The 13,266-nt window shown below is 46.4% G+C and carries 10 protein-coding genes; 9 read left to right on the top strand and 1 reads right to left on the bottom strand.

The window, feature by feature from the left end; genetic code table 11:
• The first annotated feature begins 26 nt into the window (after window positions 1–26).
• From GJR95_RS25445 to GJR95_RS25415, 7 genes are all read left to right on the top strand, one after another.
• Window positions 27–1,607 carry an FAD-dependent oxidoreductase gene (locus tag GJR95_RS25445; protein ID WP_162388540.1) on the top strand — a complete coding sequence of 527 codons (1,581 nt, stop codon included), beginning with the start codon at window positions 27–29 and terminating at the stop codon, window positions 1,605–1,607.
• 104 nt (window positions 1,608–1,711) lie between these two features.
• Complete coding sequence (locus GJR95_RS25440) at window positions 1,712–2,533, top strand: 3'-5' exonuclease (protein WP_162388539.1); 822 nt, start codon at window positions 1,712–1,714, stop codon at window positions 2,531–2,533.
• 161 nt (window positions 2,534–2,694) lie between these two features.
• Window positions 2,695–3,039 (top strand): NADH-quinone oxidoreductase subunit NuoK, encoded by a 345-nt coding sequence (gene nuoK, locus GJR95_RS25435; RefSeq protein ID WP_020597411.1) that lies wholly within the window; start codon window positions 2,695–2,697, stop codon window positions 3,037–3,039.
• 79 nt (window positions 3,040–3,118) lie between these two features.
• Entirely contained in the window at window positions 3,119–5,032 is a 1,914-nt protein-coding gene (gene nuoL / locus GJR95_RS25430; RefSeq protein ID WP_162388538.1) for an NADH-quinone oxidoreductase subunit L, read from the top strand.
• 72 nt (window positions 5,033–5,104) lie between these two features.
• Window positions 5,105–6,583: a complex I subunit 4 family protein gene (locus GJR95_RS25425; RefSeq protein WP_162388537.1), complete on the top strand. Its 1,479-nt coding sequence runs from the start codon at window positions 5,105–5,107 to the stop codon at window positions 6,581–6,583.
• A gap of 89 nt (window positions 6,584–6,672) precedes the next feature.
• Complete coding sequence (locus tag GJR95_RS25420) at window positions 6,673–8,091, top strand: NADH-quinone oxidoreductase subunit N (RefSeq protein ID WP_162388536.1); 1,419 nt, start codon at window positions 6,673–6,675, stop codon at window positions 8,089–8,091.
• A 135-nt stretch (window positions 8,092–8,226) separates the two neighbouring features.
• Window positions 8,227–8,721 carry a GtrA family protein gene (locus GJR95_RS25415; protein WP_162388535.1) on the top strand — a complete coding sequence of 165 codons (495 nt, stop codon included), beginning with the start codon at window positions 8,227–8,229 and terminating at the stop codon, window positions 8,719–8,721.
• Window positions 8,722–8,782: 61 nt separating this feature from the next.
• On the opposite strand, the gene GJR95_RS25410 is transcribed toward GJR95_RS25415, so the two are convergent.
• A complete protein-coding gene (locus tag GJR95_RS25410) occupies window positions 8,783–9,106 on the bottom strand; it encodes a hypothetical protein (protein ID WP_162388534.1) in 324 nt (107 codons plus the stop codon).
• A gap of 38 nt (window positions 9,107–9,144) precedes the next feature.
• Here GJR95_RS25410 and GJR95_RS25405 point away from each other — a divergent pair, with 38 nt between their 5' ends.
• Together GJR95_RS25405 and porU are read left to right on the top strand one after the other, a co-directional pair.
• Window positions 9,145–9,759, top strand: coding sequence for a SprT family zinc-dependent metalloprotease (locus GJR95_RS25405; RefSeq protein ID WP_162388533.1), 615 nt, complete (start codon window positions 9,145–9,147; stop codon window positions 9,757–9,759).
• Complete coding sequence (gene porU, locus GJR95_RS25400; protein ID WP_162388532.1) at window positions 9,756–13,202, top strand: type IX secretion system sortase PorU; 3,447 nt, start codon at window positions 9,756–9,758, stop codon at window positions 13,200–13,202. Before GJR95_RS25405 ends, porU begins: the two co-directional genes overlap by 4 nt.
• Window positions 13,203–13,266 lie beyond the last annotated feature (64 nt).

Genomic DNA, 13,266 nt, shown 5'->3' with positions numbered 1-13,266 from the left:
CACAAACTCATTCATCCTTGCTGATTATGATCGCTGACTACACCGAAGCCGCCGTTTGCCGTGTTGATGATCTTGTCGATGGTCAACTAAAAGAAGTTCGCGTTGGTGATACCGACGTCTTATTAGCTCGTGCCGATGGGCAGTTCTACGCACTTCATCCTAAATGCGCTCATTATCAGGCACCTTTGGTGAAAGGCCTGCTCAATGGCCACCGGCTCATTTGTCCCTGGCATAATGCCTGCTATGATGTTAGAAATGGACACCGACTCGAAGCGCCAGCTCTGAATGGACTATCTACGCATGAAGTACGCATTGAGGGCGGCCAGGTGTTCGTGCGGCTAACGACCAATATAGAAAGCCTTGAAAATCCGATGGTTGCGCCTGATTCGGCTACTGAAGAAACCTATGTCATCGTTGGTGGGGGAGGAGCCGGTGCTTTTGCGGCCGAGGGCCTGCGTGAAGGCGGCTTTACCGGTAAAATCGTGATGCTTACTGCCAGCCAGGAAGCGCCTTATGACCGGCCTAATTGTTCAAAAGATTACTTGCAGGGAAAGGCCCCCGATGAATGGATGCCACTCCGTTCGGATGAGTTCTATAAGGATTATGGCATTGACATTCGTACCAATCAACACGTAATATCACTTGATCCTGCTACCCGGCAAATTGAGCTAAACACAGGTGAGTCCCTTACGTATGATAAGGCGTTGGTTTGCTCGGGCGGTAAGCCCAATCCATTGCCGGGATTAGACCCTGAGTTGAAAGGGGTTTATACATTGCGTAGCCTGCACGATAGCCAAAAACTGCGTGAAATGGGTCAGCAGGGAAAGCGGGTCGTTATTGTAGGAAGCTCCTTTATCGGATTAGAAGGAGCGATGAGTTTACGAAAACTTGGTAGTGAAGTAGATATCGTTGGGGTGGAAAGCGTGCCATTTGCAAAAATAATGGGAGAAAAGATTGGCCGTCTTATACAGGGCTGGCACGAAAAAGAAGGTATCCGATTTCATTTAGGACGCAAAATAGATCGTCTGGAGGGTAGTGGTGCGGTTAATGCGGTTTTGCTTGATAATGGCCAACGCCTTCCGGCTGACTTTGTATTACTGGGATTGGGAGTAAAGCCGAATACGGACTTTTTGAAGGCTATTCCACGCGAAAAAGACGGAGGGGTCAAAACAGATAATTATCTAAAACTGGCTGATGGACTCTATGCGGCTGGCGACATCGCCCATTACCCAGTCGCAGATGGTACGCAGCGGATTGAGCACTGGAAAGTTGCTGGTTTTCAGGGATATATTGCTGGAATGAATATGGCAGGGAAAGAAGAGCCTTATTCGTCTATCCCTTTTTTCTGGACAAATCAGCAGGGGAAACGAATCAATTACATTGGCCATGCGGATCATTTCGATGCTATTATCTACGATGGAGATCCTGAAACAGACGAAGCGTTTCTGGCATTGTATGTTCAGAATGATCAGATAAAAGCTGCTGCCGGACTTAAGCGTGATCAGGATATTATTGCTATTCGGGAGTTGATGCATGCTGGGCGTATGCCGTCGGTTGAGGAAGTTCGGCAAGGCATAAAATGGGTCGACGAACTGAAAAAAGCGTAAACCGAATTTAGGCCAAGTCATGCTTTAACCTATATGGGTGGCATAACTTGTCCGCCAAACGTTTTACCTTTGTGTCCTGACCGTGCTAAATACCCGGTTTGGTTATGACGCATCAACTTGTACTCAAAAAGCCGCTGGCCTTTTTCGATCTCGAAACAACCGGCATAAACGTCGCTAAAGACCGCATCATTGACATTTGCATCATTAAAGCATTGCCCAATGGTGAGGTTTCCAGCAAAAATCAGCGTGTCAATCCAGGTATGCCCATACCATTGGAGTCCAGCATGATTCATGGTATCTATGATGATGACGTGATCGATGCTCCTCCATTTAAATCGGTTGCCCGTACGCTTGCCCAGTTTATGGATGGCTGCGATCTGGCAGGCTTCAACAGTAATCGATTTGACGTACCCCTTCTGGTCGAAGAGTTTTTGCGGGCAAATGTCGATTTTGATATGAAGAACCGGCGGATGATCGATGCCCAGCGTATTTTTCATTTGATGGAACCACGTAATCTTTCGGCCGCCTATCGATTTTATTGCAACAAAGAATTGGTGGGCGCACACGGCGCTGAAGCAGATACGATTGCATCACTTGAGGTCCTCAATGCACAGGTACAACGCTATCTTGGCATGGTCGCCAAAACCGATAGTGGTCAGGATGTTGTTTTTGAAAACGATGTTGACATGCTTCACAGCCTGACTGCCAATAAAAACGTTGATCTGGCTGGTCGGATCGTTATCAACGAAAAAGGCGAAGAAGTTTTTAATTTTGGCAAACATAAAGGGTTTCCGGTATTGGACGTGCTGAAGAAAGAGCCCTCGTTTTATGACTGGATGTTAAAGGGTGAGTTTCCGCTCGATACGAAACGTCGGTTGACCGAAATTCGACTACGGATGTTTAGTAATGGTAACGGAAGAAAATAGATAATTGGGTAGGTAGAGCAACCCGGTGCTGAAAAATAAATGCCCGGATTAAGGTTAAAGCTTTATTAATTACCCGAATTCCCTATCTACCTTAATCAACCAAATTTGAGCAAGCCCGAATAATCTTTACATTTGCGGCACTTTCTATTAACCGGCAAGCCATGCAACCCACGCAGGACGTCCTCATTCCGGAAGTCATTCAGCAGATACCGCTCACGTATTACCTGATTCTCAGCACAGCGCTGTTTGTCATCGGCATCATCGGCGTATTGACCCGACGCAACGCCATCATCATCTTCATGTCGATTGAGTTGATGCTTAATGCCGTCAACTTATTGCTCATCGCATTTTCGTCCTATCGTTCCGACTCTGCAGGGCAGGTATTCGTCTTTTTCATCATGGCTGTGGCGGCCGCCGAAGTATCGGTCGGGCTGGCTATTATTGTCATGATTTATCGCAATACCCGATCGATCGACGTTGGGCTGCTTAATAAGTTGAAATGGTGAAATAAGTTTTCAGTTCACGGTTTGCGGGCTGAATAGGACCGTAGGCCGTAATTGCAAACCGTAAACGTCAAACAATTTCATGCAAATAGAATTACTCTGTGCGTTAATTCCGCTTTTCCCGCTGATCGGTTTTCTGATCAATGGCGTTGGCTTTCGTCGAGTACCTAAGGGCCTGGCCGGGGGCCTGGCTACGGTTACCGTATTAGCTTCTTTTCTGACATCCATTTACCTGTTTGGGGTCTTCCAATCGGGTAACAGCCAAACCATCGTTGCGACGCTTTTCGATTGGATCAGCGTTGGCGATCTGCATATCAACTTCTCATTCCAGATCGATCAGTTGTCTTTATTGATGCTGCTGGTCGTAACGGGTGTTGGAACGCTTATTCACCTATACAGTATTGGCTATATGAGTCACGATGAAGGATTTGGCAAATTCATGGCCTTCCTGAATCTGTTTATATTCTTTATGCTCTTGCTGGTAATGGGCTCCAACTACGTCATCATGTTTATTGGCTGGGAAGGAGTTGGACTGTGTTCGTACCTGCTCATTGGCTTCTGGAACAAAAACACCAGCTATAACAATGCGGCCAGGAAAGCCTTTGTTATGAACCGTATTGGCGATCTGGGCTTTCTGCTGGGTATATTCATGCTCATCAATACGTTCGGCACGGTTGAATATCTTGACATTTTTAAGCAGGCTACAAGCTTAGAGATCGGGGACAAAACGATTCTTCTGATTACCATGCTCCTATTTGTGGGTGCAATGGGTAAATCGGCCCAGATTCCGCTCTATACCTGGTTGCCCGACGCTATGGCTGGCCCCACGCCAGTATCGGCACTGATTCACGCGGCCACGATGGTGACAGCTGGTATTTATATGGTTGTTCGCTCGAACGTACTTTATACGCTGGCACCGCTAACCCTCGAAATCGTTGGCATCATCGCCATCGCCACTGCATTACTGGCGGCTTCTATCGGGTTATTACAAAACGACATCAAGAAGGTACTGGCTTACTCGACTGTTTCGCAGTTGGGCTACATGTTCCTTGGTTTAAGCGCAACTGCCTATACCGCGGGCATGTTTCACGTCATTACGCACGCGTTCTTCAAAGCCTTGCTATTCCTCGGAGCTGGTAGTGTTATCCATGCCATGTCCGATGAGCAGGACATTCGCAAAATGGGCGGTTTGCGAAAATCATTGCCCATAACATTTATTACATTCTTAATCGGAACGATTGCTATTTCGGGTTTACCGCCATTTGCCGGGTTCTTCTCGAAAGACGAAATTCTGGCGCATGTTTTCGAACACAACAAACTTTTGTGGGTGCTGGGTGTAATTGGGTCCGGTCTGACTTCTTTTTATATGTTCCGGTTGCTGTTCCTGACCTTCTTTGGCGAATTCCGGGGAACGGAAGAACAACGACATCACCTTCATGAATCACCCGCAACGATGACTGCGCCACTGGTTGTACTGGCGATTCTATCGGCAATAGGCGGTGTTTTAAATTTACCGGGTTCAGGCTGGTTAGGCGATTTTATGGCTCCTTTGTTTGAAGGATCGCGTCAGGTAAATCCTGAAGCGTTTGCTGAATCGACCATTGAACACACAACGGAATACGTTCTCATGGCTGTTTCAGCGGGTGTGGCTCTAGTGGCTCTGGTCATCGCTTATGTGATGTACATTAGCCGTGGAGCGGTTCCTGATCCTGAAACCGCCGACCGGTCATTGCCAGCACAGGTTGTTTACAACAAATATTACGTAGACGAATTATACGAGGCTATCATCATTCGGCCAATTCGTGGCCTGGGCGATACCTTATATAGTTTTGGCGAAGGGATTATTGATGGAGTTGTCAATGGTGTAGCGTGGCTCGTACGGCAAAGTTCAGCTCAGTTGCGACTCCTGCAAAATGGCTCTATTAGTTTCTATGTGTTTGCAATGGTGTTAAGCATTGCTGTCATTTTTGCCCTACGGTTTTTTATTCGGTTCTAGAACGATATACGGTATCCAGCTTCCGGTGTTTAATTTTTCTGCTTAACCGAAAACTGAAAACTTGTTTAAAAAATGCTTACACTATTTTTAATCCTTTACCCCGCCTTAGCGGCCACATTGATTCTGTTGTTTCGGGGAGAACGGGTAAAACAAGCGGCTTTGGTGGCTGCGCTGGTTGAATTAGTTTTAGCTGGCTTTGCTTTTTTCAGTTTTCAGCCCGATGCCACCTCCCAGTTTGGCTTCGATTATCCCTGGCTTGGTACGCTGGGCATTCGGTTTAGTGCTGGAATTGATGGCATCAGTGTTCTGCTGGTGTTGCTGACAGGGCTACTGGTACCCTTTATCATACTATCTACATTCAATCGCAGTTACGAACGGCCCAGTACGTTCTATGCGTTGATGCTTTACATGCAGGCTGCGCTGGTGGGTGTTTTCACCGCCCGCGATGGCTTTCTGTTCTACTTGTTTTTCGAAGCAGCCCTGATTCCAATTTACTTTCTGGCGGCTATGTGGGGCGGAGAAAATCGGATTCCGGTTACCTTCAAATTCTTCGTATACACCATTTTTGGTAGTTTGTTCATGCTGGTTGCGCTGGTATATCTGTACTACCAAACACCAGCTACCGGCCTCATTCCGCATTCGGCGGCTATCGCTGATTTCTATAAACTTAAGCTGACTCCCGAAGCACAGAACTGGGTATTCTGGGCGTTTTTTATCGCCTTTGCGATTAAGATGCCTGTATTCCCATTTCATACCTGGCAACCTGATACATACGTTGAATCGCCGACCCCAGCGACCATGCTGCTTGCCGGTATTATGCTGAAAATGGGGGTTTATGGGTTAATCCGATTCATTCTGCCTATCGTGCCGCTTGGTGTTGAAACGTGGGGAAAAACGGCAATTATTCTGTCGGTAATTGGCATTATTTACGGCTCTATTATTGCCATCCGCCAGCGCGATATGAAGCGGCTGATTGCGTACTCGTCGTTCTCGCACGTTGGCTTGATGGCCGCGGGTGTCTTCTCACAAACCGAAACAGGTATGCAGGGGGCATTAGTACAAATGCTGGCACATGGTATCAATGTGGTCGGGATGTTCTTTGTTGCCGACATTATTTTCTCGCGCACCAACACCCGCCAACTCGACCAGTTAGGAGGTATTACTCAAACAACCCCTAAACTGACGGTTTATTTCATGATTATGCTGTTGGGGAGTGTCGCCTTGCCGCTTACAAACGGATTCATTGGTGAGTTTCTGTTGCTGCATGGTGTTTTCACCTATAATCACTACCTGGGTTTGGCAGCTGGCTTTACGATCATTTTCGGGGCAGTCTATATGCTTCGGATGTTCCAGAAGAGCATGTTTGGGCCCACGTCATCCCGTACCGAATCCTTCGCTGATCTGACCACTTCCGAAAGCTGGGTATTTGTCCCACTCGTTGTCATGGTCTTCTGGATTGGCATTTACCCACATACATTTTTAAAAGTTACTGAACCAGCCGTTGCCAACCTGATGAAATACATCGGAACCACAGCGGTATCAATGAAATAAGTTTGAAAAAGTTTCCCTTTGGTCAGTTTGACGGTAGCAAGCAGAAGCAACTGAAGATCGACTAGCGGAAAACGGAAAACTCAAAAATTATGCTTCCCATCGTTCTGTTATCGGTTTTTGGTATTGTGCTGTTGTTCCTTGGCTTCCTGAAGTCGAAGACCGTATTATTGCCAGCGGCATTACTTTTTCTGCTGATTACGCTAGCTGCTAATTTCCTCGACTGGAACAAGACGTACTTGTACTTCAACGATATGTTGAGAACCAATAACCTGTCAATGATCTTCACGGCTATTGTGCTGGGATCAGCGTTTATGGTGGTGGCTTTGTCGAGTAGTTTTATTGAAGATGAATCAGCGCAACCCGCTGAGTATTATGCTTTAATTCTATTCTCGCTGGTTGGCGCGATCATGATGGTCAGCTTCGAGAACCTGATTATGCTGTTTGTTGGTGTCGAAATCCTCTCGGTTGCTATGTATGTGCTGACAGGAAGCGACAAACGAAATCTGCGATCGAACGAGGCAGCGCTGAAATATTTCCTGATGGGGGCTTTCGCTACGGGCATTATGCTTTTCGGAATGGCATTGCTTTATGGCGCTACAGGGTCATTTACACTAGCAGGTCTCGATGCGTATACGGCTAATCCACAGGCAGGTCTATCGCTGCTCATTTACGTGGGCCTACTCATGCTGTTGATTGGCCTGCTGTTTAAAGTTTCGGCGGCACCGTTCCATTTCTGGACCCCCGACGTATATGATGGCGCCCCCACAATCTTCACGGCCTACATGTCGACGGTTGTTAAAACAGCCGGTTTTGCCGCCCTATTTCGGTTACTGTCTGTTTCATTTGAGGGTGTATATAGTTTCTGGTGGGTTATTTTGGCCATTATCACGGCAATAACACTCGTCATTGGTAATATCACAGCAGCTTATCAGAATAGCTTCAAACGAATGATGGCTTATTCCAGTATCTCTCATGCGGGCTACTTACTGATCGGGCTGGCAGCACTAGGTGCACAAACTAAACAAGCCATCGTGTTTTATTCGCTGGCGTATTCGGTGGCTACTATTTCCGCTTTCGGCGTTCTCCTGTTAGTTGCACAGCAGCGTAGCACCCAAACATTTTCCAGTGAAGGCGCTAGTGACGGTGTCACCAGCGAAAATTTTGATGCGTTTAATGGCTTAGCCAGGAAGAATCCGTTATTAGGCTTTGCCATGGCAGTTTCAATGCTGTCGCTGGCTGGAATTCCGCTGACAGCTGGCTTCTGGGGGAAATTCTACATGTTTTCGACGGCTGTTGAACGGGGGCAAATCTGGTTATTGGTCGTTGCCGTACTGATGTCAGCCGTTGGTATTTATTATTATTTCCGCGTAATCATTGCCATGTACTTTCGGGAAGGCGCTCTTGAACCAATTCGGGTTGCCCCATTTTACCGATACGTACTGTTGGCGGCTACTATTCTGACACTCGGTTTAGGAATTGCACCTGGTTTATTGCAAGGTCTCTTTTAGTTAGTGAGAATAGATTTCCAGCCATAGCCTAAGTAATAAGACTGGATTTTATAGGCGTTTGGCATCTAAATTGTACTTTTGAGGAATTGGGTGATAAATTGATCGATAAATAGAGCGTCTCTTCTCAGGTAAAACGTGAACGTGAGCAGCATTAACCAGCCAAAACCTAAAGAATTTAAGGATATTTTTTCGTTCTTTCTAACGGCTTTGCTGGGTGCGTCCATCAACTTCGTCAGTCAAATTTTTTATCGCAACTATTTCGATTACGCTACCAGTGTACTTTGTGGGTATCTAACAGCTACTGTTCTAACCTTTATTCCCACCAAACGTTATGCTTTTTCGGCGGGGAAAACGGGGAACACAGGCCGAGAAGCCGTCAAATTCTTAGTTATTGCCTTAGTCGCACTCATTGTTCAGGTCTATGTTGCCAAATACACGCTGGAGTGGGTTGCTAATCCGCTCTTTCCTACAGCCTCAAAGCTTTGGCGTGAAAAAGGCTCACACGTGGTTGGTATGGGCATGAGTTTTATGGCTAATTATTTTGGTCATAAACTTCTTACGTTCCGCAGCACAGGAATGTATGATAAACTGCGCTCACGGTCACCTCGGGAAAACGAAGAACAGTTTTAACGACTGGGTTCGCCTTCTTCAATCGCATCTTCGATTCGTTTTATTTGTTACTGGATTTTTCTTAGACACAAAGCTCTTTATTGTAAAATAATAAGGTAACGTTTGCACTATTAAGAAAAAAGGTATATTTGCCACCGCAAACCTTAAAATACCACCAAAGGGCAATGAAAAAAATATTCGCTTTACTGTTCGTCGGCAGCATGCTGACTTTCGCTGCTTGCCAGAGCAAACCTAAAACAGAAGAATCTACGACCGATTCAACGGCTACCTTATCTACAGACACCACTACGATGGCTACGGATTCGGCAGCGACTGTTGTTGATTCTGCTGCTACAGCGGTTTCTGACAGCGCGAAGTAATCAGTTTGCTTCCCAACAGAAAACAAAAAAGCCTTATTTTTATAAGGCTTTTTTGTTTTAGATCTTGACAGACGTATTCACATCCTATTTCCCACTGGGAACCGACATTTATTGTCGACAGCTTTGGCAGCAATATGGATTCCATTTTCGGGTTGTAAAGCCACGGCGAACACGTCTGGGCGATTTTCGTGCTTTCCCGGATGGTAAGACTCAAATTACCGTTAATGCTAATCTGAATCCATATGCTTTTCTGATTACATATGTGCATGAAGTTGCTCATGCCGATGTGAATCGTGCCTATAAACGACGTGTTCAACCACACGGAAAAGCCTGGCAAACAGCCTTTCAGCGTCTCATGCAACCGCTCATGACTGAGGCCGTTTTTCCAACCGACATTCTTCTTCCGCTTCAGCGATACATGGCCAGGCCTGCTGCAACAACCTATGCAAACCCCGCTTTGATGCTGGCTTTGCGAAGGGAAGATACGAAATACAGCAGCCCCGCTGATCCGGGCCGGATACTTCTGCGCGATGTGCCGGAAGGTGAAGCCTTTCAATTTGATAAAAAGACGTTCGTGCGGGGTACGTTACGCCGGACTCGTATCGTTTGTAAAGAGGTGTCGACGGGTAAATCATACGCCATTTTAGCACATGCCTGGGTGGAAACGAATGGAAAATGAATACTGATAAATGTATGATTGGATGCGCTGTAAAGCCAACTTATCTGCCCTGGATAAAGGCAATAGGTCTCGTCATAATTTATTGTTCGTTAGCTGTTGTTCACTCCAGCGCGCAGTCTGTGCTTAAAGAAGGGACATGGATAAAAATCGGTGTAACAGAATCCGGCGTTTATCGATTGGATCAGGCTACATTGGCTCGTTTTAATCCCGCTTTCGCCACTGCCGACCCACGTAAGTTAAGGCTTTATGGGAATGGTGGAGCGGTATTGCCACAACCGAATGCCACCTCCCGAGCGGCTGATCTGACCGAAAATGCGATTCAGGTAATCGGAGAAGCCGATGGCAAGTTTGATTCGGGCGATGCGCTGTTATTCTTTGGCCAAAGCCCCCATGTTATTCGCTATGATTCACTGGCCAGACGGTTCAGTCATCAGATTAATCCCTACTCTGACACAACATTTTATTTTTTAACCATTGGTAATGCACCAGGACTACGCATTGCAGAACGTCCGGCAGGAACATTGACGACAACACCTTCGGTCACTGTTTTTGACGATTACCAGTTCCATGAGCAGGATTTATTGAAAGTACCCGCAGTGCATTCGGGCCGCGAGTGGTTGGGAGAATACATGACCAACGATACAATAAAGAATATTTCCTTCGATATGCAGGGTGTTGTTGCGCAAACGCCTGTTCGATTGACATCGTCTGTAGTTGCCGGAGCATTATCATCAACGCAGTTTCGATTACAATTGAACGGCCAAACTGTGGGCACTCAGTTTGTATCAAGTATATCGGGGTATGAATATGACTATCAGGGAATTACTCGTATTGATACCTTTTTTGTTAAACCGACTTCTGTTGCCAGTCCTGTACAAATTGCCCTTACATTTCAGAAGAATGGTCAGTCGTTCGCGCAAGGTTACCTGAACTACATAGGCGTTCAGACCCGACGCGAGCTGCGGCAATATGACAAGCCGATTTGGATACGTCGATTAGATCCGGGGCAATGTGCTATTCGGCAAGCTACGGCTGGGTTGCGAATCTGGAATATAAAGAATCCTTTAATTCCCCAGACGCAATCCTACACCGTATCGACTACAGCAGAGGCCCGATGGGCTGCAACAGATCGGGCAGATTATTTTTTGTTCACGGATAATCAACTGCTAACACCCGTTTCGCTTGCAGTTGTAGCGAATCAAAATGTAAAAGGCTTATCAACGCCTAATTTATTGATTATTACAGCGGCAGCCTGGCGCGATGAAGCCGAGCGGCTGGCAACGTTCCGACGGGAGCATGATCAGTTAGCCGTAGAGGTTGTCACGATCCAGCAGATTTACAATGAATTTGGCTCTGGACAAGCCGATCCAACGGCCATTCGGGATGCTGCCCGTTTTTTTTATCAGAAGCAACCTAACCAGCTTCGTTACCTGCTATTGTTCGGTGATGCCACCTTCGATTACCGGAACATTAATCAACAACTCAGCTCAGCTCAATTAGCGAATACAATACCCGTTTATGAGAGTTATGAGTCGTTGCATCCCGTGCTGAGTTACTCGTCAGACGATTATTTCGGTTTCATGGATATATCGGAAGGCGAATGGCCTGAAACCGACAAGGGCGATTATAAAATGGATATTGGCGTGGGCCGCCTGCCTGTAAAATCATCGGACGAAGCGAAAACGGTTGTCGATAAATTAATCCGTTATAGTGCCGATCCGTCGCTCGTCGGTGACTGGCAAACACGGGTAATGTTTGTGGCTGATGATGGCGATTATAACATCCACCAGCAAGACGCCAACTCTTTGGCCACAACCGTAGAAACAAAAGATCCTTCCTATCGGCCCGAGCGTATTTTCCTGGATGCGTATCCACAGGAATCTACATCGAACGGCCAGAAATCTCCTATTGTCAATCAATTGATTAATCGGGGTATTGCCGACGGAAGGCTGATTATTAATTATAGTGGTCATGGGGGAGCCGAAACGCTGGCTGATGAACAGGTTGTTACGCTTCAGGATATCTTATCCTGGAAAAATCGTCGGCTTCCCTTATTTGTAACGGCTACCTGCCAGTTTGGTCGATATGATGATCCTGGTAGCAATTCAGGCGCTGAATTGGCACTACTGAGCCGGCTTGGTGGAGCCATCGCTTTATTGACTACCACTCGCCCGGTATATGCCAATACGAACCTGGTGCTGAATAAATCGTTTTACAATGCAGTTTTTGCGCCGGTCAATGGGCAAATGCCCCGACTTGGCGACGTTATGAGGCTTACAAAAAATGAAAGCCTGGTGGGACCCGTAAACCGTAATTTTGCCCTATTGGGCGATCCATCCATGCGTCTGGCTTATCCATCGGCCCAGGTGATGCTAACAAAAGTTAATGGTCATTCCGTGAGTTCGAGCAAACCGGATACATTGCATGCATTAGAAACGGTAGAATTATCAGGCGAAATTCAGCAGGATGGGCAGCGGCTGACGGATTTTACGGGTACGCTTCGACTCACACTTTATGATAAATCAACAACTCAGACAACACTTGGCACAGAAAGTGCTAAAATGAATTATAAGGCGTATACTAGCACGTTATTTGCTGGTCAGGCAATTGTGCAGAATGGTCAGTTTACCGTTCGCTTTGTCATGCCTAAAGACATTGACTATACCGTTGGGCTGGCTAAATTATACACATATGCTGTTCGGAACGATAGTTTGTTTGATGCTTCCGGAAGTTATGATAGCTTACGAGTAGGTGGCAGCCTGATTGTCGATAGTCTTGATACACAGCCGCCTGTTATGCATTTGAGCGTTGATGGTGGCATTGCCGAAGGTGAACAGATTCATGTGGCAGGACCAGATGTAACACTGCACGTCGGTTTACGCGATAATCAGGGAATCAATACAGCTCGTGCTGGTTTAGGTCATGAGCTAACTATTCAACTCAATGATCAGTCACCAATAATTCTGAATGATGTTTATGTTGCTGTTGGTAATGATGGAAAACAGGGAGAAGCCGTTTATACGTTCCGTGATGTCACTCCGGGAACTTATGTAGTCCGGGCAAAAGCGTGGGATATAAACAATAATTCAACAGAAGAGACGTTGAGCATAGTAGTTTCCGGTAAACCAGCATTGGGCATTGGTGTACTACAAGCCAGCCCAAACCCGATAACAACACAATCAACGATAACTGTTGAACATAATCGGCCCGGTGAACCACTTGACTGGATGTTGCAAATTTTTGATCTGAATGGCCGATTGTTTAGTCAACAGAAAGGCCAGTGCAGCGACTGTCCGTCTAAACTCGAAATAGGTACATGGTATGGATTGACCGATGCCGGTCAGGCAGCACCGAATGGACTATATATTTTCAGAATACACATGCAATCAGCGGCCGATGGCTCGGTGGTTGATGGGAGTGGCCGATTAATTTTACTAAAATGATTGCCGGGTTAAGGTAACCCGTTTTTTCTAATCCAACGAATCGTGTAATTTTGACCGCTCAGGA

Origin of the sequence: Spirosoma endbachense (genome assembly GCF_010233585.1) — a bacterium.
In the GTDB taxonomy this organism is placed as follows: Bacteria; Bacteroidota; Bacteroidia; order Cytophagales; family Spirosomataceae; genus Spirosoma; species Spirosoma endbachense.
The sequence above is the reverse complement of the archived record's forward strand: the minus strand, read 5'-3'. Positions and strand labels throughout refer to the sequence as shown.